20 protein-coding genes are annotated in these 23,283 nt (G+C 70.0%); 14 read left to right on the forward strand and 6 right to left on the reverse strand.

Annotation, left to right across the window (positions count from 1 at the left end):
• The first annotated feature begins 131 nt into the window (after positions 1 to 131).
• Both J2728_RS15730 and J2728_RS15735 read left to right on the forward strand, forming a co-directional pair.
• Positions 132 to 554: an Rrf2 family transcriptional regulator gene (locus J2728_RS15730; RefSeq protein WP_310000614.1), complete on the forward strand. Its 423-nt coding sequence runs from the start codon at positions 132 to 134 to the stop codon at positions 552 to 554.
• Positions 555 to 695: 141 nt separating this feature from the next.
• Positions 696 to 1,310, forward strand: a complete 615-nt coding sequence (locus tag J2728_RS15735; protein ID WP_310000615.1) for a flavodoxin family protein — start codon at positions 696 to 698, stop codon at positions 1,308 to 1,310.
• A gap of 84 nt (positions 1,311 to 1,394) precedes the next feature.
• Here J2728_RS15735 and J2728_RS15740 read toward each other — a convergent pair whose 3' ends face one another.
• On the reverse strand, positions 1,395 to 3,692 hold the full coding sequence (locus J2728_RS15740) for an NADP-dependent malic enzyme (RefSeq protein ID WP_310000617.1): 2,298 nt from the start codon (positions 3,690 to 3,692) through the stop codon (positions 1,395 to 1,397).
• A gap of 237 nt (positions 3,693 to 3,929) precedes the next feature.
• Here J2728_RS15740 and dapB point away from each other — a divergent pair, with 237 nt between their 5' ends.
• Genes dapB through J2728_RS15760 form a run of 4 tightly spaced genes read left to right on the forward strand, consistent with a single transcriptional unit; the run spans position 3,930 to position 8,595 of the window.
• A complete protein-coding gene (dapB, locus tag J2728_RS15745) occupies positions 3,930 to 4,718 on the forward strand; it encodes a 4-hydroxy-tetrahydrodipicolinate reductase (RefSeq protein WP_310000619.1) in 789 nt (262 codons plus the stop codon).
• A 51-nt stretch (positions 4,719 to 4,769) separates the two neighbouring features.
• Complete coding sequence (locus tag J2728_RS15750; RefSeq protein ID WP_310000621.1) at positions 4,770 to 8,006, forward strand: intermembrane phospholipid transport protein YdbH family protein; 3,237 nt, start codon at positions 4,770 to 4,772, stop codon at positions 8,004 to 8,006.
• Between the two features lie 35 nt (positions 8,007 to 8,041).
• A complete protein-coding gene (locus J2728_RS15755) occupies positions 8,042 to 8,224 on the forward strand; it encodes a YnbE family lipoprotein (protein WP_013077335.1) in 183 nt (60 codons plus the stop codon).
• A gap of 14 nt (positions 8,225 to 8,238) precedes the next feature.
• Entirely contained in the window at positions 8,239 to 8,595 is a 357-nt protein-coding gene (locus J2728_RS15760) for a YdbL family probable chaperone protein (protein ID WP_310000623.1), read from the forward strand.
• Positions 8,596 to 8,639: 44 nt separating this feature from the next.
• Here J2728_RS15760 and J2728_RS15765 read toward each other — a convergent pair whose 3' ends face one another.
• Complete coding sequence (locus tag J2728_RS15765) at positions 8,640 to 9,005, reverse strand: PRC-barrel domain-containing protein (protein ID WP_310000625.1); 366 nt, start codon at positions 9,003 to 9,005, stop codon at positions 8,640 to 8,642.
• Positions 9,006 to 9,128: 123 nt separating this feature from the next.
• Between J2728_RS15765 and J2728_RS15770 the strand changes: the two genes are divergently transcribed.
• From J2728_RS15770 to J2728_RS15805, 8 genes are all read left to right on the forward strand, one after another.
• Positions 9,129 to 10,001 (forward strand): EamA family transporter, encoded by an 873-nt coding sequence (locus J2728_RS15770; protein ID WP_310000628.1) that lies wholly within the window; start codon positions 9,129 to 9,131, stop codon positions 9,999 to 10,001.
• A 97-nt stretch (positions 10,002 to 10,098) separates the two neighbouring features.
• The gene (locus tag J2728_RS15775; protein ID WP_066686031.1) at positions 10,099 to 10,368 is read left to right on the forward strand and encodes an usg protein; all 270 of its coding nucleotides are present in this window, start codon (positions 10,099 to 10,101) and stop codon (positions 10,366 to 10,368) included.
• A gap of 48 nt (positions 10,369 to 10,416) precedes the next feature.
• Positions 10,417 to 11,061 (forward strand): phosphoribosylanthranilate isomerase, encoded by a 645-nt coding sequence (locus J2728_RS15780; RefSeq protein WP_310000630.1) that lies wholly within the window; start codon positions 10,417 to 10,419, stop codon positions 11,059 to 11,061.
• 16 nt (positions 11,062 to 11,077) lie between these two features.
• Positions 11,078 to 12,298, forward strand: a complete 1,221-nt coding sequence (trpB, locus tag J2728_RS15785) for a tryptophan synthase subunit beta (RefSeq protein WP_310000632.1) — start codon at positions 11,078 to 11,080, stop codon at positions 12,296 to 12,298.
• 12 nt (positions 12,299 to 12,310) lie between these two features.
• Positions 12,311 to 13,138 (forward strand): tryptophan synthase subunit alpha, encoded by an 828-nt coding sequence (gene trpA / locus J2728_RS15790; RefSeq protein ID WP_099444535.1) that lies wholly within the window; start codon positions 12,311 to 12,313, stop codon positions 13,136 to 13,138.
• Positions 13,139 to 13,150: 12 nt separating this feature from the next.
• A complete protein-coding gene (locus tag J2728_RS15795; protein WP_310000636.1) occupies positions 13,151 to 14,077 on the forward strand; it encodes an acetyl-CoA carboxylase carboxyltransferase subunit beta in 927 nt (308 codons plus the stop codon).
• Between the two features lie 8 nt (positions 14,078 to 14,085).
• Positions 14,086 to 15,402, forward strand: coding sequence for a bifunctional folylpolyglutamate synthase/dihydrofolate synthase (locus J2728_RS15800; RefSeq protein ID WP_310000638.1), 1,317 nt, complete (start codon positions 14,086 to 14,088; stop codon positions 15,400 to 15,402).
• Between the two features lie 85 nt (positions 15,403 to 15,487).
• Entirely contained in the window at positions 15,488 to 15,595 is a 108-nt protein-coding gene (locus tag J2728_RS15805) for a hypothetical protein (protein WP_004617960.1), read from the forward strand.
• Between the two features lie 66 nt (positions 15,596 to 15,661).
• Here J2728_RS15805 and trxA read toward each other — a convergent pair whose 3' ends face one another.
• The 4 genes from trxA to murU all read right to left on the reverse strand — a co-directional run bounded on the left by trxA (position 15,662) and on the right by murU (position 23,270).
• On the reverse strand, positions 15,662 to 15,994 hold the full coding sequence (gene trxA, locus J2728_RS15810) for a thioredoxin (RefSeq protein ID WP_066686019.1): 333 nt from the start codon (positions 15,992 to 15,994) through the stop codon (positions 15,662 to 15,664).
• Positions 15,995 to 16,123: 129 nt separating this feature from the next.
• Positions 16,124 to 19,585 carry a double-strand break repair helicase AddA gene (addA, locus tag J2728_RS15815; protein WP_310000641.1) on the reverse strand — a complete coding sequence of 1,154 codons (3,462 nt, stop codon included), beginning with the start codon at positions 19,583 to 19,585 and terminating at the stop codon, positions 16,124 to 16,126.
• Positions 19,582 to 22,569 carry a double-strand break repair protein AddB gene (gene addB, locus J2728_RS15820; protein WP_310000643.1) on the reverse strand — a complete coding sequence of 996 codons (2,988 nt, stop codon included), beginning with the start codon at positions 22,567 to 22,569 and terminating at the stop codon, positions 19,582 to 19,584. The genes addA and addB overlap by 4 nt, the downstream gene beginning before the upstream one ends.
• Positions 22,566 to 23,270 carry an N-acetylmuramate alpha-1-phosphate uridylyltransferase MurU gene (murU, locus tag J2728_RS15825; protein ID WP_310000681.1) on the reverse strand — a complete coding sequence of 235 codons (705 nt, stop codon included), beginning with the start codon at positions 23,268 to 23,270 and terminating at the stop codon, positions 22,566 to 22,568. The genes addB and murU overlap by 4 nt, the downstream gene beginning before the upstream one ends.
• Positions 23,271 to 23,283: the final 13 nt, after the last annotated feature.

Here is a 23,283-nt window from a genome sequence, read left to right on the forward strand (position 1 = left end):
ATCAAGCGCGGCGCGATACACCCAATTCACGATGGGTTCAATCGTCCCCTAACGTCGCGTTGCGCGTAGGCGTCAGGATTAAACAGTTTTCAGTTGAACGCGCCGTCGACAACCTTACGTTCCCGGTAGACATGTCCGACAGTCAAAAATTCCCCGTGGCGGCCCACGCCCTGGCCTATCTGGCGCACAAGGAGGCGTTTTCCGCCGACCGCGCCGTGGCCAGCGCCGAGCTGGCCGCGTCGGTCCCGACCAATCCGGTCGTGGTCCGCCGGGTCACCGCCATGCTGGGCAAGGCGGGGCTGATCGGCGCGCGCGCCGGCGCCAACGGCGGCGCCTGGCTGCTCAAGCCCGCCGAGGCCATCACGCTCGACGTCGTGCTGAAGGCGGTCAATGGCTGCGCTCACCTCGGTGTCGCGCCCAAGGGCGTCAAGGGCTGCCCCGTGGGCGAGAAGATCCCGGACGCGGTTCGTTCCGCGATCGAGGCCGCCGACGCGGCCGCCGCCGCGCGCCTGGGCGAGATCACGGTCGCCGACCTCCTGGCCAGCGCGCACTAGAGCGTCGTCGATAGGCCTTCAGTTGGGCTGAAAACGCCCACGGAAAAATTGCACCAAGTTTTGTTGCTGATCCCTCTAGCGGTCGCGCTTGCGCTTATTACGTAATCGCTACCGTTTCAGTTCCCAATTGGAGGGATCACAATGACCACCGTCGCCATCGCCTACCATTCCGGCTACGGCCACACCGAAGTCCTCGCCCAGAAGGTCGCCGAAGGCGTCCGCGACGCCGGCCAGACCCCGGTGCTGCTGAAGATCGAAAGCGCTTCGCAGGACTTCGCGCCGTTCATCGAGGAGATCAGCAAGGCCGACGCCGTGATCTTCGGCGCGCCGACCTACATGGGCGACGTCTCGGGCGTGTTCAAAGTGTTCGCCGACGCCACCTCGGCGGCGTTCTTCACCAGCGCCTGGAAGGACAAGCTGGCCGCCGGCTTCACCAATTCGCACAGCTTTTCCGGCGACAAGGCTCACGCCCTGGCCAGCCTGACGATCCTGGCCGCTCAGCACGGCATGAACTGGGTGAACCTCGGCATCGCCCCGCCGAACGTGACCGCCGCCGAGCGCGGGCCGGACACTCTGAATCGCGTGGGTTCGTTCGTCGGCGTCGCCGCCCAATCGGACAACGTCTCGCCCGAGCTTTCGCCGCCGGCCGGCGACCGAGAGACCGCCCGCCTGCTGGGCGAGCGCGTGGCCAAGGCCGCCGTCCGCTGGACCGCCGGCGCCTCGGCCGCCGAGGCGGTCGCGACCAAGGCCGCCTAAAGCGCAAGGCCGCGGCCTTCCCCCTCCCAGCCGCGGCCAGGAAGGCGCGCGCCCGTCATGGGCGCGCGCCTTTTTCTTTTTAGACTATTCCTCGTCCCCGACCGGTTGGTCGTAGGCGGCCATCATGGCCATGTTCAGGATTTTGGACACCGAGGCCGACAGCGGCGCGATCTGCACCGACTTCGACAGGCCCAGCAGCACCGGCCCGATCACCGTGGCCCCGCCCAGCGACTGCACCAGCTTGGTCGAGATCGAGGCGGCGTGGATGGCCGGCATGACCAGGATGTTGGCGCTGTCCGTCAGGCGCATGAACGGATAGTTGGCGCGCTTTTCCGGATCCAAGGCCAGCTCGGGCGGCATCTCGCCCTCGTACTCGAAGTCGACGTCCATCTCGTCGAGCATGGCCACGGCCTCGCGCACCTTCTCCGAGCGCAGGCCCATCGGATTGCCGAAGGTCGAATAGCTCATGAAAGCCACGCGCGGCTTGAAGCCCAGCCGGCGGACGGCGCGAGCGGCCTCGCAGGCGATCTCGACCAGCTCCTCGGCCTCGGGCAGCTCGGTGACGTTGGTGTCGGCCACGAAGATCGTGCGGCCCTTGGCCAGCACCACCGACATGCCCATGATCCGGCCGCCGGGGGCGGGGTCGACGACGCGCAGCACCTCTTCCAGCGCCTGGTCGAAGCTGCGGGTGACGCCCGTGACCATGCCGTCGGCCTCGCCCAGGGTGACCATCGAGGCGGCGAAGCTGTTGCGGTCCTGGTTGATCAGGCGCTGGACGTCGCGCTTCAGATAGCCCTGGCGCTGCAGGCGCGCGTAGAGGGCGTCGACATAGTCCGGATTGCGATCGGAGAGGCGGGCGTTGACGATCTCGAGGCCGGCGGTCTCGGGATCCAGGCCCACCAGCTTCATGTTCTCGTGCACCAGGTTCTCGCGGCCGCACAGGATGGCCTTGCCGAAGCCGCCGGTCTGATAGGCGTAGGCGGCGCGGATGACGCTGGGGTCCTCGCCCTCGGCGAACACGATGCGCTTGGGATTGGCCAGGACCGAGCCCGAGATCTTCTGCAGGAAGCCGGCGGTCGGATCCAGGCGCTGGGCCAGGCCCGCGCGGTAGGCGTCCATGTCGGCGATCGGCTTGCGGGCCACGCCGGTGTCCATCGCCGCCTGGGCCACGAACGGGGGCACGTACCACAACAGGCGCGGGTCGAAGGCCGAGGGGATGATGTAGTCGGGCCCGAACTTCAGCTGGCGACCGTGATAGGCGGCGGCGACCTCGTCCGGAACGTCCTCGCGCGCCAGCATGGCCAGGGCCTGGGCGCAGGCGATCTTCATCTCGTGGTTCACGCGACGGGCGCGCACGTCCAGGGCGCCGCGGAAGATGTAGGGAAAGCCCAGGACGTTGTTGACCTGGTTGGGATAGTCGCTTCGGCCCGTGCCCATGATCGCGTCCTTGCGGACCCGCTTGACCTCTTCCGGGGTGATCTCCGGATCAGGGTTGGCCATGGCGAAGATGACGGGGTTGGGGGCCATGGAGGCGATCATCTCGGGCGTGAACGCGCCCTTGGCGGAAAGCCCCAGCAGGACGTCGGCGCCGACCACGGCCTCGGCGAGCGTGCGCTTGTCGGTCTTGACCGCGTGGGCGCTTTTCCACTGGTTCATGCCCTCGGTGCGGCCCTGGTAGAGCACGCCCTTGGAATCGACGGCGATGCAGTTCTCCGCCCGCACGCCCATGGCCTTGATCAGCTCCAGCGAGGCGATGCCCGCCGCGCCCGGGCCGTTCAGTACGACCTTCACGTCCTCCAGCTTCTTGCCGGTGATGTGGCAGGCGTTGATCAGACCGGCGGCGCAGATGATGGCCGTGCCGTGCTGGTCGTCGTGGAACACCGGGATGTCGAGCAGCTCCTGCAGCTCGGTCTCGATGCGGAAGCACTCGGGACTCTTGATGTCCTCCAGATTGATGCCGCCGAAGGTGACGCCGATGTTCTTCACCACCGTGATGATCTCGTCGGGGTCCTTGGAGGTGACCTCGATGTCGATCGAGTCGACGTCGCCGAAGCGCTTGAAGAGGACGCTCTTGCCCTCCATCACCGGCTTGGACGCCAGGGCGCCCAGGTCGCCGAGACCCAGGATCGCGGTGCCGTTCGAGATCACCGCCACCAGATTGCCCTTCGAGGTGTACTCGTAGGCCATGTCGGGATCGGCGGCGATGGCGTGGACGGGGACGGCGACGCCCGGCGAATAGGCCAGGGACAGGTCGCGCTGGGTGGCCATCGGCTTGGTCGGCACGATAGCGATCTTTCCTGGCGTCGGGTGACGGTGGAAGGCCAGGGCCTCCGCGTCCGTGAAGGTCTTGCGTTCCGAGTCGCTCATCCGACGTTTCCCCATTCCTGCTGCGCAAGTCGATGAAGGGACGCGCCGATCGATGCGAACGCGTCCTTATGCGCCGCCAGCGTAGCGACCGGGAACCGGCGTCACAACCGGTCAAGACAGCGAAAAGTCCAGCAAACGCTTGTTGGAATTGGCGTTGCGTCAATCTAGCTGACCTTACGTCACTCGGCGCGAGGTTGACCTTCGGGGGGCGGATGGGCGATCAGCGAGGCGAAGAGCGCGAGAGGACAGCCGTTGACCCAGCCCGTGAAGATCGCCGTCGCCGGCGCCCTCGGCCGCATGGGCCAGGCCGTGATCCAGACGCTGGAAGGCCGCCACGACGTGGTCTTGGCCGCGCGCTTCGACCGTCCGGAGGCCGAGGGCGAGCTGCTGGTCGGCGCGGACGCGGCCTTGGCCGCCGCCGACGCGGTGATCGACTTCACCCTGCCCGAGGCCTCGTCCCTGCTGGCCGAAGCCGCCGCCGCCCGCGCCGTCCATCACGCCCACGCGCCGGCCCTGGTCATCGGCTCGACCGGCTTCTCGCCCGAGCAACTGGCCCGGATCGAGGCCGCCGCCCAGAAGGTCGTCATCGTCCGCTCGGGTAACTATTCGCTGGGCGTCAACATGCTGATGGGCCTGGTGCGCCAGGCCGCCGCCGCCCTGCCGGCCTCCGACTGGGACATCGAGATCTTCGAGGCCCACCACAAGCGCAAGGTCGACGCGCCGTCGGGCACGGCCCTGATGCTGGGCGAGGCGGCCGCGCGGGGGCGGGGCGTCGATCTCGCCGAGGTGTCCGATCGCGCCCGAGACGGCGTCACCGGCCCGCGCCAGGACGGCGCGATCGGTTTTTCGGTCGTGCGTGGCGGCGGGATCGTCGGCGAGCACAGCGTGATCTTCGCCGGCGAGTCGGAATCCTTGACCCTGTCGCACTCGGCCATCGACCGGGGGCTCTTCGCCCGCGGCGCCATCGCCGCCGCGGCCTGGACAAAGGGCAAGCCGCCGGGTCTCTATGACATGCAAGACGTGCTCGGCTTTAAAAGATAGGGATCCAAAGCTGAGCCGGGGGGCTTCTTAGGAACCAGACTTCGGGATCTGATGGCCGAACCCTCCACCGACGCGACCCAGAAAACACCGCCCCGCCAAGCGTGGGCGCGCGGACGCCTGGTCGATCTCGGCCTCGAGGCCGTGTCCCTGTCGATGCTGGCCTTCATCGCGACGGGGCTCGTCGTATGGTCCGGGCGCCGCGAGATCAGTCGCGAACTGGCGGAGAGCTGGCTGCGCGACCACGGGATCGAGGCGGCCGTCGAGCTCTATGATCTGGACGCCACGGGTTTCTCCGGTCGGGTCCGTCTGGGGGCGCGCGACAATCCTGTCTTCGCCGCCGATCGGCTGGAGGTCGCCTACGACCTGGCCGCGCCCTGGACGGGTGAACGCTTCGGAATCCAGACCAAGGCCGTGCGCCTGGTGCGTCCCCGCATCCTGGCCAGCGTCGACGACAAGGGCCAAGTGCGGTTCGGGCCCCTGCAGCCGCTGATCGACGAGGCCCTGAAATCCCCCAAGAAGCCGAACGTCCCAGGCCCGGCGATCCTGGTCGAGGACGCGCGCCTGGACCTGTCAACGCCCGGCGGCCGCGTCCGCCTGACCGGCGACGCCAGTCTGGACGACGGCCAGCTCCTGCGGCTGGACGGGCGCCTAGCGCCGCTGCGCTACGCCGTTCCCGATCTGGCGCTGACGGCCAAGGGGGCGACGGTGACGGCCCGCAAGCGCGGCGATCGACTGACGGTCGAGGTGTCCCTGGCGATCGACAGTCTGGAGGCCAAGGACGCGGATCTGGCCGGAGCGTCGGCCAAGCTGTCGGCGGACCTGCCCTATCCCGACCTCGCGCGAATGAAAGCCAGTGGTCCGCTGGAGGCGCGGCTGGCGCTCCGGGCGGAGAACGGCCGAGTGGGCGAAGGCCAGGGTCGCGATCTCGCCGCCGACCTGACCGTGGCGGGGCGTTTCGACGGTGGTCCCGACGCCTTCGCGTTCCTGGGACGCTCGCGCGCCGTCGCGCGAGGCGACCGTATGTCCGCCCCGTCCCTGGAGGCGCGCTCTGCGAGCTTCTCCCTGGAGGCTCCGCGCCTGGCCATCGATCATCGCCGGGCGCGAACGACGGTCCGAGGCGCCATCCAGTCCGCGCTAACGACGGAACAGGCCCTCGCCGGCGGCGCTGCGCTGCGCGGTCTGAAGGCGTCGGCCGGCTCGTCGAACCTGGGTCTGGCGCTGGACGCCCAGGGCGTCGCGATCGACGGCCCGCTCTCGATGCAGGCGACCGCCAGCCGGTTGGCGAACGGCGGGGTGGCGCTGGCGGACGCGCGGCTGGAAGCGCGGGGCAAGATCAGCCAAGGGCGCGGCGGCTTGAACCTCGCCCTCAACGGCTCCGCCGCGGGGCGCAGCGGAATTTCCGGACCGGACGCCGAACGGCTCGCGGCGCTCATCCCCAATCCGGCTTACGGCAAGCCGCTATCGCGGGCCCTGCGGACGTTCGAACTGGCCGCGCCAGGGATTGGTCTCGACATCAAGGGCGGCCGGACGCGGGCGACCCTGGCCCAGGGCGCGCGGCTGTCGGCGCCGAACGGCGTGACGGTCTCGGTCGCCGCGCCCAAGGGTCTGCTGCTGGACGCGGGCCCCGAGGGCGCGCGCGGCGCCCTGCAAGTGTCCTTGGCGGGCGGCGGCCTGCCGACGGTGAAGGCGCTGGCGCCCCAGTGGCGGATGGCGGGCGGCGTCCTGACCTCGCCGCTGTCGCTGGCGGTCGAGAACTTCGACCTGCCCCCGATCCAGGGCGTCACCGGCCAGGTGGACGGCCAGGCGCGCCTGGCGGGCGGGCGCTTCACCCTGATCACGTCGAAGTGCTCGCCCCTGACCGCCAAGGCCTACGCGCTGGGCGACAACCCGGTCACCGAGATCAAGGCCAAGCTGTGCCCCACCAAGGCGCCGCTGGTCCTGGCCAGCGCTGGCGGCTGGAACGCGGCCTTGAAGTTCGAGGACGGCGAGGGCGCCCTGGCCGTCGCCCAGGTCAAGCTTCAAGGGATCAAGGGCGAGGCCAGCTTCGGCGGCGCCGGCGGTTTCGACCGGGCCAGCGTGCGGGTGGAGCAAGCCGCGGTCACCGACGCGGCTCCCGAACGGCGCTTCAACCCGATCCTGGCCAAGGGCCAGTTGGCGCTCGCGGGCGGCGTCTGGGGCGGGACCTTCCAGGGCTCGACCCCGACCGGGGCGGCGCTGGGCGAGATCCGCCTGCGCCACGTCGTGGCGACCGGCAAGGGCCAGGCCGACATCGACGCCTCCAAGCTGGTGTTCGCCAAGGACGGCCTGCAGCCGGGCGACCTGTCGCCGATGGCCAGCTTCGCCCGCGAGGCCAAGGGACCGGCCAGCTTCACGGGGGTCTTCGCCTGGGACGGCAAGGGCGCGACCAGCCGGGGCCGCCTGGTCGCCAACCAGATCGACTTCACCAGCCCGATCGGCTTCGTCGCCACCCTGGACGGCACGGTCGACTTCGACAGCCTGGCGCCGCTGACCACGCGGCCCGGCCAATCGCTGAAAGTCGTCAAGATCGACTCCCTGGTCCCGCTGACGGCGGTCGAGTCGGTGTTCCAGCTGGGCGCCGACGCCCTGCACATCTCCAAGGCGACGTTCGAGGCGGCCAAGGGCCGGATTTCGATCGAACCCACCGACGTGCCGCTGGGCGTCGACAAGACGATCAGCGGCGTGATCGTCGTCGAGCACCTGGATCTTGGCGAGTTGCTCGCCGCCTCGTCCCTCGCCGACAAGGTGAAGATCCAGGCGGTGGTCGATGGCCGCCTGCCCTTCACCTTCGGCCCGGCGGGCCTGCGCTTCCAGCAGGGCAAGATCAGCGCGATCCAGCCCGGCCGGTTGGAGATCTCCCGCGCGGCGCTCTCCAATGTCGCCGCGAGCCCCGCCGACGCCCCCGGCGCGCCGCCCGCCCCGCCCGCTCAAGTCAACGCCATCCAGGACTTCGCCTATCAGGCCATGGAGAACCTGGCCTTCGACCAACTGGAGGCGGGCGTGAACAGCACCGACAAAGGCCGTCTGGGGATCCTGTTCCACATCAAGGGCCAGCACGACCCGAAAGTCCCGGAAAAGGCGAGGGTGGGCATACTCGACCTGATCCGCGGCCGCGCCTTCGACAAGCGCATCGCCCTGCCGGCCAAGACGCCGGTCGATCTTACGCTCGACACGTCCCTGAACTTCGACGAGCTTCTGGCCGACTGGCGAAGCTGGTTCGAGCGCCAGGGGACGGCGAGCCCGCCTCGTTCAGGTCCGGTTCAACCGTGACCGGTCATCCTGAATATTAACTGGAGACTAGACGCATGAGAAAGCGCGCCCTCTTGCTGGGCCTGGCCATGACGGGAGCGTTGGCCGCCGCCTGCACGCCCACCGTTCGGGTGAAGGTCGACCCGATCAACATCTACGCCAAGCTGGACGCCGACGTGCGCGTGCGGCTGGACAAGGAAGTCCAGTCGCTGATCCAGCAAAATCCGAACCTGTTCTAAGAGGAGGGACCGACATGATCCGCAAGACGATGACGGTTCTGGCGCTGGGCCTGGCGATGACCGCCGCCGGCGCCAATCTGGCGATCGCCCAATCGGCCGCCGCCAAGGCCGCCGTGGATTCGGCCAAGGCCGCCGGCACGGTCGGCGAGCAGGCCGACGGCTATCTGGGCATCGTGTCCGGCGGCGACGCCGCCCTGCGCGCCGCCGTGGCCGAGATCAACATCGGCCGCGCCGCCGCCTACAAGGACATCGCCGCCAAGACCGGCGTGACGCCCGAAGCCGCCGGCCAGGCCACCGCCAAGCAGCTCTACGGCCGCCTGGCGCCCGGCCAGTACTGGAAGCCGCTGGATGGCGGCTGGGTGAAGAAGTAAGGCCCAAAGTCGGGGGCGGTCAGGACCGCCCCCGCGAAAGGTTTCTAGCCCTTCCAATCGGGGAGGGCGGCCAGCTGCGCCTTGGTCAGCTTGGCGCGGACGATGTGGTCGTCCGGATCGCCTGGCTCGGCGGCGACCGAGACGTCGGCGAGGGCCACGACCACCTTCTTGTCTGGACCCATGCGGTCGATCTCGATGACGATCGCGGTCGGCTTGCCCGCCGCGTCGAGCAGGACGTGCTCGACCTCGCCCGCCTTGCGATTGGCCGAGTCGATGACGTCGGCGTCCTCGATCTGGCCGACGGTGAAAGCGCCCTTGGCCGGTTGGCTCTCGACGTGGGCGATGGTCGTTTGCGCCATCGCGCCGGTGGCCACGGCGGCGACCGAAAGTCCCAGAACCACAAGTTTCATGATCCGCTCCTTATCAAAAGACGTCGAGACAACGCGGCTCGGCTCCGAAGTGTTGCGGGACGCGGTGTCGGGACGGTCCTGGCGCTCTAGCTCTCGGTGCCGGGGTCGCCTAAACACGGCGCCATGTCCGCTCGCGCCCGCCTGATCCCCTACGCCGCCCTGATGGCGGCGATCGTCGTGCTGTGCGTGGGGACGTCCTTCGCCAAGAGCCTGTTCCCGCTGATTGGCGCCGCTGGGACGACGGCCTATCGGGTCGGCTTTTCGGCCCTGATCCTGCTGCTGGTCTGGCGGCCCTGGCGCCATCCCCTATCGCGCGCGGATCTTGGCCGCATCGTCGCCTACGGCGCGGTGATGGGCTTGATGAACCTCTGTTTCTACATGGCCATTCGCACCGTGCCGCTAGGCCTCGCGATCGCGATCGAGTTCATGGGGCCGCTCGCGGTAGCGGTCGCCAGCTCGCGCAAGCTGATCCATTTCGTCTGGATCGGCTTGGCCGCGTTGGGCCTTGGCCTGCTGCTGCCCATCGATCCGGGCGCGGCGCCCCTCGACCCCGTGGGCGTCGGCTTCGCCTGCGTCGCGGCGGTGATGTGGGCGCTCTACATCATCCTGGGCAAGCGGACCGGCCACCTGCACGCGGGACGCTCGGTGGCGCTGGGCATGACGACGGCGGCGGTGATCGTCGCGCCGATCGGGATCGCCTCGGCCGGTATTAACCTGTTCCACCCGAAGATCATGCTGCTGGGCCTGGTCGTGGCGGTGCTGTCGAGCGCCATTCCCTATTCACTCGAGATGATCGCCCTGCGCGGAATCCCCAAGCGCAGCTTCGGCGTGGTGCTCAGCGCCGAGCCGGCGGTCGGGGCGTTGGCGGGGCTGGTGATCCTGGGCGAGCGCCTGGCGGCTTCGCAATGGCTGGCGATCACCGCCATCGTCGCCGCCTCCGTCGGCGCGATCCTTACCACCCCGGCCAACGCCGTGGCCGAGGAGATCGCGCCTTAGGCAGATCCGCCGAGCCGCCGTTCCCGCGACATCATGACTCTTGAGCGACTCGCTCAGTGGACTGAAGCTTCAAGCCACGTCCGCTTGGAGCGTTGTGATGACGATCAGTGCGTTCGAGAAACAGCTTATGGGCTATGGCCTGACGACGGCCGAGATTCACTACCACCTGCCCGACCATCCCCACCTGCTGCAGCTCTACGTCTGGCAGGACTACGACCTCGCCCCGAAATTCCCGACCCTGAAGGGCTTTCTCGACTTCTGGGCCAAGGAGCTGGACGGGGTTCTGCACTCGGTCCGGGTGGCTCACAACAAGCTGATCGGCCCGCGCGAATGGCGGGCGGTGAACGGGGTCTTCACGCTGCAATAGTTTCGCTGGGCTTGCCTCGGCGGCCCGTCGCCCGTAACTCCCCGGACGATGAGCGCTGGAGCCAAGATCTGCGGACTGTCGACGCCCGAGACGGTCAAGGCCGCCTTAGACGGCGGCGCGGCCTTTCTGGGCTTCGTCTTCTTCGAGAAGAGCCCGCGCAACCTCACGCCCCAAACCGCCGCGCGGCTGGTCGAGCCGGTCCGCGGCCGGGGCGTGAAGACCGTCGCCGTCACCGTCGATCCCGACGACGCCTTGATTGACCGCCTGATGGCGACGATGCGGCCCGACCTGATCCAGGTCCACGGCAAGGAGACGCCCTCGCGTGTCCGCGAGATCGCCGTCCGCGCCGGCGTCGGGGTGGTCAAGGCCTTCTCCGTCTCCAGCTCCGCCGACGTCGACCAAGCGAGCGCCTTCGACGGTGTCGCCGAGCACCTGATGTTCGACGCCAAGCCCGTCGAGGGTTCGGCCTTGCCCGGCGGCACCGGCGCCCGCTTCGACTGGGGACTACTGTCCGGACGCCGCTTTTCGCGCCCGCATTTCCTGGCTGGAGGGCTCGATCCGTGGAACGTGGCCGAGGCGATCACGGTCTCGGGAACCCCGTTCGTGGACGTTTCCTCTGGCGTGGAGCGCGGTCCCGGCCTAAAGGACCCGGTCCTGATCTCGGCGTTCCTGGACGCCGTCAAACGCGCCTGACAGCTGGGAAGCTTTCGTGAACGCTCCTGCGAAACCTAACGACTACTCGGCCTACCCCGACGCGAATGGCCGTTTCGGCGACTTCGGCGGCCGCTATGTGGCCGAGACGCTGATGCCGCTGGTGCTGGACCTGGGCAAGGCCTATGCCGAGGCCAAGGCCGATCCGGAGTTCCAGGCGGAGCTCACCAGCTACAACACCCACTACGCTGGCCGGCCCAGCCCGCTCTATTTCGCCGAGCGGCTGACCGAGCACTTCGGCGGGGCCAAGATCTATTTCAAGCGCGACGAGCTGAATCACACCGGCTCGCACAAGATCAACAACGCCCTGGGCCAGATCCTCTTGGCCATGCGCATGGGCAAGACCCGGATCATCGCCGAGACGGGTGCTGGCCAGCACGGCGTGGCCACCGCCACCGTCTGCGCGCGCTTTGGTCTGCCGTGCGTCGTCTACATGGGCGCGACCGACGTCGAGCGTCAGAAGCCTAACGTCTTCCGCATGAACCTCTTGGGCGCGGAAGTCCGTCCGGTGACCTCGGGCACGGGCACCCTGAAGGACGCCATGAACGAGGCGATGCGCGATTGGGTCACCAACGTGCACGACACCTACTACCTGATCGGCACCGCCGCCGGCCCGCACCCCTATCCGGTGATGGTCCGCGACTTCCAGAGCGTGATCGGCGCCGAGGCGCGCGAGCAGATCCTGGAAATGGAAGGCCGCCTGCCCGACGCGGTGGTCGCTTGCATTGGCGGCGGCTCCAACGCCATCGGCCTGTTCCACCCGTTCCTGAACGACGCCAGCGTGCGCCTGATCGGTGTCGAGGCGGCGGGGCACGGCGTCTCCACCGACAAGCACGCGGCCTCGCTGACCGGCGGACGCCCGGGCGTGCTGCACGGCAACCGCACCTATCTGCTGCAGGACGACGACGGCCAGATCATCGACGCTCACTCGATCTCGGCCGGTCTCGACTATCCGGGCATCGGCCCCGAGCACTCGTTCCTGCACGAGGTGGGCCGCGCCGAATATGTCTCGAGCACCGACGAGGAGGCCCTGGCGGCCTTCCAGCTGTGCTCGACCCTCGAAGGCATCATCCCTGCGCTGGAGCCGGCCCACGCCCTGGCCCGCGTTGGCGAAATCGCCCAGGAGCTGGGCAAGGACAAGATCGTGGTGATGAATCTCTGCGGTCGCGGCGACAAGGACATCTTCACGGTGGCCGAAGCGCTCGGACGCAAGATCTAGGACCGACCCCGCGTGACCAAAGACCGTATCGACCGCCGCTTCGCGGCGCTGAAGGCCGAGAACCGCGCCGGCTTCGTGACCTATGTCATGGCTGGCGATCCCGACGCGGCCACGACGCTTAGCGTGCTCAAGGGCTTGCCGGCCGCCGGCGCTGATTTGATCGAGCTGGGCTTTCCATTCTCCGACCCGATGGCCGAGGGGCCGACCATCCAGCGCGCTGCTCAGCGCGGCCTGAAGTCCGGCATGACCCTGCAAGGAACGCTGGACCTCGTCGCCGCCTTCCGCGAGGGCGACCAGGACACCCCGATCATCCTGATGGGCTATCTCAATCCGGTCCTGCACCGGGGCTTCGAAAGCTTCGCGGCCGCCGCCGCCAAGGCCGGGGTCGATGGCCTGATCATCGTCGACTGCCCGCCCGAGGAAGCCGACCCGCTGTCGGACGCGCTGGAGGCCGAGGGCATCGCCCTGATCCGCCTGGCGGCCCCGACCACCGATGACGCGCGCCTGCCGATGGTGGTGCGCCGCACCTCGGGCTTCGTCTACTACGTGTCGGTCGCCGGGGTGACCGGCGTGAAGTCGGCCGACGCGGCCGAGGTCGCGCCCGCCGTCGAGCGTCTGCGCAAGGCCTCGGGCCTGCCGGTGGCGGTGGGCTTTGGCATCCGCACGCCGGATCAGGCCGCCGCCGTCGCCAAGGTGGCCGACGCGGCCGTCGTGGGCTCGGCGCTTGTGGATGAAATCGAATCCGCGGCTCGGTTGAACGAAAACGTGACCGAGAAGGTTCTTCTAAAAGCGTCGGAGCTGGCTAAGGCTGTGCGTTCGGCGCGAGTCGGGACGAAGTGAGGCTCTAAGGCTATGGCTATGGCTGAACCCCAGGACCCGAAGAAGGGCGACAAGAAAGCAGCGAGCGACCGCCGAGGCGGTGGTTGGCTGTCGCGGATCGCGCCCGGCGTGCGCGGTGCCTTCTCCAAGCGCGAGACGCCGGAAAACCTTTGGGTCAAGTGCCCCGATACGGGCGAGATGATCTTCCGCTCCGACCTCGAGGCGGCCCTGTGGGTGACGCCGGCCGGTCGTCATATGAGGATCGGGCCGGAAAACCGGTTCAAGTTCACCTTCGATGAGGGCCAGTACGAGGTTCTGCCCAGCCCGTCGGTGGTCGAGGACCCGCTGAAGTTCTCGGACGGCAAGCCCTACAAGGACCGCCTGGCGGCAGCCCGCAAGTCGACCGGCGAGCAGGACGCCATGGCCATCGGCTATGGCCAGGTCGGCGGCGTCGACGCCGTGGTCCTGGTCCAGGACTTCGCCTTCATGGGTGGGTCGCTGGGCATGGCCGCCGGCGAAGGCTTCATCGCCGCCGCCAAGGCCGCGCTTGAGCGCCAGGTCCCGCTGATCGCCTTCACCGCCGCCGGCGGCGCTCGCATGCAGGAAGGCGCGCTGTCGCTGATGCAGATGGCCCGCACGACCCTGGCCATCAACGAACTCAAGGACGCGGCGCTGCCGTACGTCGTGGTTCTGACCGACCCGACCACGGGCGGCGTCACCGCCTCCTACGCCATGCTGGGCGACATCCATCTGGCCGAGCCGGGCGCCCTGATCGGCTTCGCCGGTCCGCGCGTCATCGAGCAGACCATCCGCGAGACCCTGCCGCCGGGCTTCCAGCGTTCGGAGTACCTCGTCGAAAAGGGCATGGTCGATCGCGTCACGCACCGCAAGGAGCTGCCGCGGGTTCTGGGCTCGATCCTGGGCACCCTGATGATGGGCCGCGACCGCAAGGCGGCCTGAGTCTCCGTGTGAGCGACCACCTCCGCGACCACGACGCCGCCCTTGAGCGGTTGAAGGCGCTGCATCCCAAGCTGATCGACCTGTCGCTGGACCGGATGCGGCGGCTTTGCGCCGCCTTGGGCGATCCGCAGGACCGCCTGCCGCCGGTGATCCATGTCGCCGGCACCAACGGCAAGGGCTCGACGGTCGCCTACCTGCGCGCCATGGCCGAGGCGGCGGGCCTGAGGGTCCACGTCTTCACCTCGCCGCATCTGGTCCGATTCTCCGAGCGCATCCGCCTGGCCGGGACCCTGATCACCGACGACCACCTGGCCGATGTGCTGGATCGGGTCGAGCAGGCCAACGCGGGCAATCCGATCACCTTCTTCGAGATCACCACCGCCGCCGCCTTCGTCGCCTTCGCCGAGGTCCCGGCCGATCTCTGTATCGTCGAGGTCGGGTTGGGCGGCATTCTCGACGCCACCAACGTCATTCAGCGTCCGGCGGTCAGCGTCATCGCCCCGATCGACATCGATCATCGCGAGTTCCTCGGCGACACGATCGCCCAGATCGCCGTCGAGAAGGCTGGGATCATCAAGCCGGACGCCCCGGTGGTCTCGGCCCGCCAGCACGCCGAGGCCGAGGACGTGCTGGAGACCACGGCCGCCCTGGCCGGGGTCGAGCTGACCCTGATGGGCCGCGACGTCGACGCTTGGGGCGAGCGGGGGCGGCTTCTGGTGCAGATGCAGGACCGCCTGTTGGACCTGCCCGCGCCGTCGCTTCCCGGCGAGCATCAGTTCGCCAACGCCGGCCTCGCCGTCGCCGCCCTGCTGGCGCTCGGCGATTCGCGCATCGACGAGGCGGCCATGGGGCGGGGGATCGCCAGCGCCGTCTGGCCCGCCCGTTTCCAGCGCCTGACCGCCGGCCCGTTGGCCGAGCGCGCCAAGGCGGCCGGCGCCGATCTCTGGCTGGACGGGGGCCATAACCCCCACGCCGGCCGCGCGGTGGCGCGCGCCGTCGCCGATCTCGCCGCCCGCGATGGCCGCCCCGTGGCGCTGGTTTCAGGCCTGCTGGCCAACAAGGACGCGACCGGTTTCTTCACGCCCTTCCGAGGCGTGGCGGCCAAGGTTTTCGCCGTGACCTTCGAGGGCCACGCCGCCGCCAGCGCCGCCGAGACCGCCGCAGCCGCCGAACTGGCCGGCCTGCGCGCCGCCGCCTGCGACGGCGTCGAGGACGCGCTGAGTCGCGCGCTTCACATGGAGCCGACGCCGCACGTTCTGATCTGCGGCTCGCTGTACCTGGCCGGCGAGGTGCTGGCGATGAGCCCCGAGACGTGGCCGACCTAAACGCGTAAGGCTGAGGCACGCCGATAGGGCGGCACGGCCCGCTGGACATCCTCGGCGAGCGCGCCCGCCCTGGCAGGAACCGCCGATGGCCAAGGGTCAGAAGAAGTCGAACAAGGAAATCCGCAAACCGAAGGCCGAGAAGAAGGCCCCGCCGGTCTCGGTCTCGCCGTTCATCGTGACGCCCAAGAAATAGGGACCACGAAAAACGCCCGCCCCGAAAACCGGAGCGGGCGTCTTCAATTCAGCGGAATAAGACCGCTTAGGCCGCCTGGACGCCGGCTTCGTTCAGCCATTCCAGGATCTTCTGCTTGGGCATGGCGCCGACCTTCATCGAGGTCATCTGGCCGTCGCGGAACAGCATCATGGTCGGGATGCCGCGAACGCCGTAGCGCGACGGGGTCGTCGGGCTGTCCTCGATATTGACCTTGGCGATGGTCACGACGTCGGCCAGCTCTTCCGAAAGCTGCTCCAGCGCCGGGGCGATCTGCTTACAGGGACCGCACCACTCGGCCCAGAAGTCGACCAGCACGGGCTTGCTGGCCTTCAGGACGTCAGCTTCGAAGGTGGCGTCGGTCACCGCAACGGTGCTCATGGCTTGCTCCAGTCTGGCGTCGCGCGGCGGTTTCCGGCGCGGAGGACGCGATCAAATTCCAAATTACCCGGAGTCGCTCCGGGCGGTTGCTCAAAGATGTAGGGGGCCAGGGCGCGTCCGGCAACGGGATTAAGCCAGCCTGGCCAGCGCCTGCGCCATCACCTTTTCTGGAACCGGCATCAGCTTCGGACCATCCGTCCAGACCAGCGCCGCCTCGATCGCGCGGCCCGGAAACACCTCGCGCAGCACCGCCGCGTAGACCGCCATCTGGGCCAGATAGGCCGGATCGGCGTCCTCGATGCGGTCGGGCGAGGGGCGGTTGGTCTTGTAATCGACGACCAGGACGCGGACTTCGTCCACCACCAGCCGGTCGACGCGGCCCGAGACGGCCAGGCCCTTGGGCAGATGGGTGCTGGTTCCGGCCAGCGCCACCTCGGCCCGCGAGCCGGGGCCGAACACCGCGGAGAACCGCGCGTCGTCCAGAACGCCGAAGGCGGCCGCGGCCATCTCCTCGCGCTGGTCGTCGGTCAGGTCGCGCTCGGCGGCGAGCAGCCGCCGCGCGGCGGCCGGACGTTGGGCGGGCGCCAAGTCGGGCAGGATCTGCAGCAGCTTGTGGACCAGCTCGCCCCGCCGATATCGGCCCAGGCCCGCGACGCGCGCCAAGGGCGAAGGCGCGGGAACCCGGGCGTTGTCCTCGATCCGCGACGGCGCGGCGTAGCGGGCGGCCGCCGGTTCGGGCGGCGCGGCGTGGGCCATCCAGGCCGGCGCGGCGGCGGGGACGCGGACCTCCTCCTCGGCGCGCGGCGCGGGTTCCGGATCGAGGCCGTAGCGCAGGAAGGCGGTCTCGTCCTCGCCGAGGGTGCGCACGTGCGGGGCGATGTCGGCATGGGCGAAGGCGGCGCGGACGGCCGCGTACCAGCCGCCGACCTTGTCGTCCTTGGTCCGCGCGTCGATGCGGCCGCACAGGATCAGCCGGTCACGCGCCCGGGTCAGGGCCACGTACAGCAGGCGCAGCGCCTCCTGGCTTTCCTTGTCCTCGCGCAGCCGACGGGCCTTGGCCGAGGCCTCGCAGTCGCCCTTGCCGCTGGCGCACCACAGGAGCCCGCCATCCTCCGTCACCAGCAGCGGCGAGCCGCCGGCTCCGCGCTTCACCGTGGTTTCGGGCAGGAAGACGATCGGCGCCTCCAGGCCCTTGGAGCCGTGGGCGGTCATCACCCGCACCTCGCGGCGCGCGCCCTCCATCTCGCGTTTGACGATGATGTCGAGGGCCGCGAAGTCGGCGACCAGGGCCTCGAGGTCGCGGACGCCGCGTTGCTCGGCCTCCATCACCTGGGCCAGGAACTCGTCGAGCGCTTCTTCGGCCTCCGCGCCCAGGCGGGTCAGCACCTTGGCGCGGTGCGAGCGTCCGGCGGCGTCAGCGAGGCCCAGCCAGGCGGCGAAGAATTCGAACGGTTGCCGGCGGCGGCCTTCCAACAGGGCCCAATCCAGCACGGCCCGCGCGGCCGCCCATTCGGTGCGCTCCTTGGATCGACGCTGGAGCTCGGTCCACAGCGTGGCGCGGCGACCCTTGGCGAGGGCGTAGATATCGTCGTCCGAGAGCCCGCAGAACGGCGCTTTCAACAGCGCCGCCAACGTGAGGTCGTCGTCCGGGAACAGGATGAAGCGGCCCAGGGCCAGCAGGTCTTCGAAGGCGATGTGGCTGGACAGCGACAGGCGGTCGGCGCCGGCCACGGGCACCCCGCGCCGCTTCAAGGCGCGGATGATCTCCTCGAACAGCACCTTGCGGCGGCGGACCAGGACCAGAATGTCGCCGGCGTGGGCGGCGCGGTGGCGGCCCAGCTCCTTGTCGAACACCGCGTCGCCACGCTTGAGAATCGCGGCGGTCTCGGCGGCGATGGCTTCGGCCAGGCGTCGGTTGGCGCTGCGCTCGCCCTCCGCGTCCAGCGGCGCTTCCCAGGCCTCGCGCTCCTCGCCGGGCAGCTCGCGGGTCAGCGGCCAGAGATCCACGCAGCCGGGGTGGCCGCGGCGGAAAAGCTCGTGGCGGACCAGGTCCTGGCCCACCGGCGGCGGCACGCCCTCGCGCGTCTCGGGATCGGAGAATAGGGCGTCGACGAAGCTCAAGACCTCGCGGGTCGAGCGGTACGACACGGTCAGCGGCACGCCCTTTCCGACGGCGCCGACCGCCTCGATCCGGGCGATATAGCCTTGGGTCTCTTCCAGCAGGCGCGTCGGGTCCGCGCCCTGGAATGAATAGATCGACTGCTTTTCGTCGCCGACGATGAACAGGGTGCGCTCGGCCCGGCGGCCGCTCCAGCCCTCCGAGGTCGCGCCCGCGAAGAAGTCGGCGGTCAGGGCGCGCAGGATCTCCCACTGCTCGGGGGCGGTGTCCTGGGCCTCGTCCAGCAGGATGTGATCGACGCCGCCATCCAGCTTGTAGAGCACCCAGGCGGCCTCGACCTTCTCGGTCAGCAGGACGCGGGTCTTGTCGATCAGGTCGGTGAAGTCGAGCGCCCCGCGGGCCTCCTTCTCGGCCATGTGGCGCTCGATATAGAGGCCGGCCAGCAGCAGGGCGTTCTGGGTGTCCTCGGCCACCTTCGCGGCGCGGACCTGTTCTCGGGCGGATTCCAGCTTGGCCTGCTCCAGAAGCAGGGCCTCGCGCAGGTCCTCGCGGCTCTTCAGGCCCGAGGTCTTGGCCGGCCAGGTCGCGGGCGTGCCCTCTCCACCCTCGGTGAACAGGGCGCGCAGGGCCAACTCCAGCGTGGCGTCCGGATCGCGGGCGACGGCCGCCAAAGCCTCGGCGTATTTGGCGTCCTGCTTGCCGCCGCCGTCGAAGAGCACCGTGGCCGCCGCGCGCCAGGCGCCGAGGTCGAGGCGCGCCATGGCCTTGGCGGCCAGGTCCTCGGCCGAGGTCGGCGCGTCGAAGCCGCAGCGCGTCCAGGCGTCGGCGATCGCCTCGGCCAGGCCGCCGCAACGCTGAACATAGGCCACGATCTGGCCGCGCCGGGCCTCGAACCCGGCGAACATCGCCTCGAAGCTCTGGAAGTCCAGCGCCACCGAGAAGCGCGCATAGGCCTGCGAGAACGCGTCGTCGTGCGTGTCGACCCGGGCGGCCACCGACCGGCGAGCGGCGCGGGCGATGGCGGCGCCGGCCTGGTCGTCCATGACCGTGAAGCCGGGCGAAACCCCGGCCTCCAGCGGGAAACGCCGCAGCAGCTTCTCGCAGAAGGCGTGGATGGTCTGGATCTTCAGGCCGCCGGGCGTTTCCAGCGCCTGGGCGAACAGGGCGCGGGCCTCGGACAGGCGCCGGGCGTCGTAGACGTCGTCACTCTCGCCGACCAGCTTGGCCAGCTCGGCGCGCAGGTCGGCGTCGCTGGTCACCGACCATTTGCCCAGGCGCTCGAACAGGCGCCGCTGCATCTCGGCGGCGGCGGCCTTGGTGTAGGTGACGCACAGGATCGCTTCGGGCGGCACCTTGGCCAGCAGCAGGCGCGCGACCCGGTCGATCAGGGTCTTGGTCTTGCCCGAGCCCGCGTTGGCCGTGACGAAGGCCGAGATCGCCGGATCGGCGGCGATGCGCTGAGGGTCGATCATTCGCCCTCTCCGTCGTCGCCGCTGGTCGACCATTCGAACACCCGCGCCAGGTGGGCGTAGTCGCCGGGGTGCTCCTTGACGAACTGGGGCGCGACCCGCGAGCGGTAGGGCTCGTCGGGATCGTCATAGCGGGCGATCAGCTTGACGAGGCCGTCCATCGCCTTGCGCGCGGCCTCCTCGCTCTCGCCGTTGGGCAGGGCGCGAACCTGCTCCTCGCCGGCGGGGCGTCGTCCGGTGACGCGGACATAGGTCAGCTCGCCGGGCGTGGGGCTCCCCAGGTCCGGGAAGCCGCCGTTCATCAGGATCGCCGCCGTCAGGGTCAGCTGGGGCGAGAAGCCGGTGTCGACCTGTTTCTGCGAGGGCGCGGCGCCGGTCTTGTAGTCGAGGATGTGGGCTGTTCCGTCCGGCGTCGGCTCGATGCGGTCGGCCTTGGCGGTCAGGGTGAAGGGACGGCCGTTGATCGAGAGCTCCAGCTTACCCTCGGCCTCGACGACGATCTTGCGCGCGCCGGCGCGGCGATGGCGCTCCCAGTCGGCGACCCACTGGGCGGCCTCGCGGGCCAGGGCCCTCTCGCGGGTCAGGGCCGTCGGCGGCATGCCGGCGCCGACCAGGGCCTCGATATAGAACCGCTCGAAAACGGCGGCCGCGTCTGCCGGCACCGCGTCGGGATAGGTCTCGGCGAACTTTTCGAAGGCCGCGTGGATGGCCGTGCCGCGCGCGCGGGCCTCGACCGGCTCGTCGGGGCGCTCCAGCGGGTAGAGCTTCAGGATATCGCGGGCCCAGACGGCATAGGGGTCGCGGGTCAGGGCCTCGACGCGCGTGACGGCCATCTTGCGCGGACGATCCTCGACCGGCGGCCGCGGTTCGGGGCGCTTGATCGGCGAATAGGGCTCGGGCGCGTCGAGGGCGCGGACCCAGTCCAGAACGTCGTCGCGGCGGGGCAGGGCGAGACCCGCCCCGGCGGCCAGGGTCTTCAGTCGCCACAGCCAGCGCGACTCGACGGCCGGCGCGCCGCCGCGCCGCTCGCAGTGGACCAGCACCACGTCGGGCGCGCTGGCGGCCTGGGCGAAGTCGTGGGCGGTCAGGCCCACGCGGCGCTCGGGCGGCGGCAGGCCGAGGCGCGAACGCATAGGCCGCGACAGGAACGGGTCGATTGGCGCGCCTTGCGGCCAGACGCCTTCCTCCAGCCCCGCCAGCACCAGGCGGTCGGCGCGCACCAGGCGAGCCTCGATGGCCCCCAGGATGCGCAGGCGCGGGTGGGTGGCGCCGCCGACGCGGACCGTCTCCTCGTTGACCAGCCGGTCGAGGATGTCGGCGAAAGCCTGGGGCGAGGCGTCGGGCAGCGGCTCGCCGTCCTGGATCAGGGCGGCCATCAACGCGCCCAGGCACTCGCCCGCGCCGCCGGCCCAGAGACGGGCGGGCGCGATCAGGCCTTCCAGCGCCTCGACCAGGGCCTTGGCCGCGTGGCAGGGGCGGGCGAAGCCGTCGGCATAGGGGCTGGCGGCGTGGTCGACGGCGGCCAGCACCCGGTCACAGAGGGCGAGCGCCTCGGGGGTGTCCTTCAGCCGCGCCCGCAGAACCTCGACAGAGCTTGGCGCGGCGCCGCGCAGGCCCTTGCGTTCCAGCAGGGCGGCGGCCAGCGCCTCGTCCTCGCCCAGCACGAGCGGATGCTTGGCCACGGCCAGCAGGCGCACCGGGTTCAGCGGCTCTTCGACGAGGCGCGCGAAGTGCAAGGCCAGGATCGCCGAACCGGCGGCGGCCAGGGGCGCGCCGGCCGAGCTGTCGGGGATCACGCCCCAGCGCTGCAGGCGCGTCATCACCCGACGAGCCAGGGTCTGGTCAGGCGTCACGAGGGCGGCGGTCTTGTCCGGCGTCTCCAGCGCCTCGCGCAGCAGCAAGGCGCAGGCGCCGGCGGCCTCCTCCTCGGCGCGGGCGGCGATGACCGAAAAGCCCATCAGCCCCTCCGCGATCGGATCGAGGTCGGGCGCCTCGGCGCGGAGAGATGCGATCTGGGCCAGCCAGTCGGCGGTGGCCTCGGCCGGACGCAGGGCTTCGTTGACGATCCGCCGACGCCAGCGGCCCCGGCTGTCGGCGTCCGGGACCCAAGCGCGGACGTCGCCGCGCTTGACGCCCGCCCTGTCGAGCAGACGCTTCATGGCGCCCTGCGGGTGCTGCTCGCCCTGGCTGCCCTCGATCCGGTCCCAGGCGCTGTCGGCCAGATCTTCGTCGAGGCCGGGCAGGACCACGGCGCCCTTGGGCGCGGCGGCGACGACGCGCAGCAGGTCGGCGGTGGCCGGGGCCGTGCCAGTCGAGCCGGCGGCGACCAGCACCTCGGTTGGCGGAGTCTCCGACCACTGCTTCTCCAAGGCGCGCAGCAGGCGGACCCGGCGCTCGGAGACGTCGATCAGGCCGAGGGTCTTCAGCCGCTCGGGCCAGGCGCGCAGCACTGCCTTCAGGAACCGGGCCGAGACCTGCCAGTGCTGGGCCAGGTCCCCCTCGGCCAGGCCGTCCAGCCTGTCCTCGAACTGGATCTCCTCGATCTGGCAGCTGTCGAGGAAGTCCGACAGCGCCTTGGCCAGCTCCAGGGCCTGGACCGGGCCGGGCTTGAACGACAGCAGATTGCCGTGATCGACCACCAGGCGCGCCAGCTCGAACCGGCGACGGCGCGAGGCGATGGCCGGCGGCAGGTCGATGGCGAGTTCGCCGGGTTCGAACGGCGGCTCGCCTTCGTCGAGGTCGCCGAGGGGACGGATCTGCGGCAGCAGCAAGGCTCGCCCGCCGCCGACCGCCAGGAAGGCGTCGGCCAGGGCGCGGGCGCCTCGGCGGGTCGGGGTGAGGACCGTGGCGCGGGGCAGGGCTTCGGGGCCCAGCGGCTCCAAGGTATTCAGCAGGCCGCGCGCCAGGTCGTCGACGAACGGCCGGTGCGCGGGGATCGAGAACCAGCGCGGCCCCTCACGTTCGAAGAAGGGGGCCGGCGCGGTCATGCTTCGGAAAGCCTCGCCTGCGCCGCCTCGCGGGCGACTGGATCGCCGACGTGCATCCAGAAGCCGTCGGGCGCCACGCCGTGGACGCGACCCTGGGCGGCGATGGTCTTCCAGAGGGGCGTCAGCGAGAACGGGCCTTCGGGGCCGTCCTTGACGATGGCCGGATCGCAGATGTGGACGCCGACATAGACGAAGGGACCCGTCTCGCCCTGGCCCTTGAAGCGCACCGCGCCGTCGGCCTCCAGGAAGACGTCGCCGCTGTCGTGGAAGCCCAGCGAGGTCGCGGTCGGAGCCAGCATCAGGCAGACATCCATGCTGGACGGGTCCCAGGCGGCGACCATGGCGTCGAGGGCGGCGGCGCCGGTCTCGATCCAGACCGAGTCGATGTTGGCGACCCAGACCGGACCCTCGCCCAGCAGGGGCAGGGCATGCTTGAGGCCGCCGCCGGTTTCCAGCGCCTGGGGACGCTCGTCGGAGATGACGATGCGGGGGGCGAGGCCCTTGGCGACGCGGTCTTTGAGGTGCGCCTCCAGCCGATCGGCGAAGGCGTGGACGTTGACCACGGCGGTCTCGACTCCGGCGGCGGCCAGGCGGTCCAACATGTGGTCGATCAACGCCTTACCGCCGACCTCCACCAGGGCCTTGGGGCGGTCGTCCGTGAGGGGGCGCATGCGGGTGCCGAGGCCGGCGGCCAGCACCATCGCGACTTTAGGG

The organism is Caulobacter segnis, from assembly GCF_031454995.1.
In the GTDB taxonomy this organism is placed as follows: domain Bacteria; phylum Pseudomonadota; class Alphaproteobacteria; order Caulobacterales; family Caulobacteraceae; genus Caulobacter; species Caulobacter segnis_E.

Coding starts and splice junctions, on each gene's coding strand:
- J2728_RS15755 (WP_013077335.1), top strand. CDS start 8,042: ATGAGAAAGCGCGCCCTCTTGCTGGGCCTGGCCATGACGGGAGCGTTG.
- addA (WP_310000641.1), bottom strand. CDS start 19,585: ATGATCGACCCTCAGCGCATCGCCGCCGATCCGGCGATCTCGGCCTTC.
- J2728_RS15740 (WP_310000617.1), bottom strand. CDS start 3,692: ATGGGGAAACGTCGGATGAGCGACTCGGAACGCAAGACCTTCACGGAC.
- J2728_RS15795 (WP_310000636.1), top strand. CDS start 13,151: ATGGCTATGGCTGAACCCCAGGACCCGAAGAAGGGCGACAAGAAAGCA.
- J2728_RS15730 (WP_310000614.1), top strand. CDS start 132: ATGTCCGACAGTCAAAAATTCCCCGTGGCGGCCCACGCCCTGGCCTAT.
- J2728_RS15765 (WP_310000625.1), bottom strand. CDS start 9,005: ATGAAACTTGTGGTTCTGGGACTTTCGGTCGCCGCCGTGGCCACCGGC.
- J2728_RS15735 (WP_310000615.1), top strand. CDS start 696: ATGACCACCGTCGCCATCGCCTACCATTCCGGCTACGGCCACACCGAA.
- J2728_RS15805 (WP_004617960.1), top strand. CDS start 15,488: ATGGCCAAGGGTCAGAAGAAGTCGAACAAGGAAATCCGCAAACCGAAG.
- J2728_RS15770 (WP_310000628.1), top strand. CDS start 9,129: ATGTCCGCTCGCGCCCGCCTGATCCCCTACGCCGCCCTGATGGCGGCG.
- J2728_RS15780 (WP_310000630.1), top strand. CDS start 10,417: ATGAGCGCTGGAGCCAAGATCTGCGGACTGTCGACGCCCGAGACGGTC.
- addB (WP_310000643.1), bottom strand. CDS start 22,569: ATGACCGCGCCGGCCCCCTTCTTCGAACGTGAGGGGCCGCGCTGGTTC.
- J2728_RS15750 (WP_310000621.1), top strand. CDS start 4,770: ATGGCCGAACCCTCCACCGACGCGACCCAGAAAACACCGCCCCGCCAA.
- J2728_RS15760 (WP_310000623.1), top strand. CDS start 8,239: ATGATCCGCAAGACGATGACGGTTCTGGCGCTGGGCCTGGCGATGACC.
- trxA (WP_066686019.1), bottom strand. CDS start 15,994: ATGAGCACCGTTGCGGTGACCGACGCCACCTTCGAAGCTGACGTCCTG.
- J2728_RS15775 (WP_066686031.1), top strand. CDS start 10,099: ATGACGATCAGTGCGTTCGAGAAACAGCTTATGGGCTATGGCCTGACG.
- murU (WP_310000681.1), bottom strand. CDS start 23,270: ATGGTGCTGGCCGCCGGCCTCGGCACCCGCATGCGCCCCCTCACGGAC.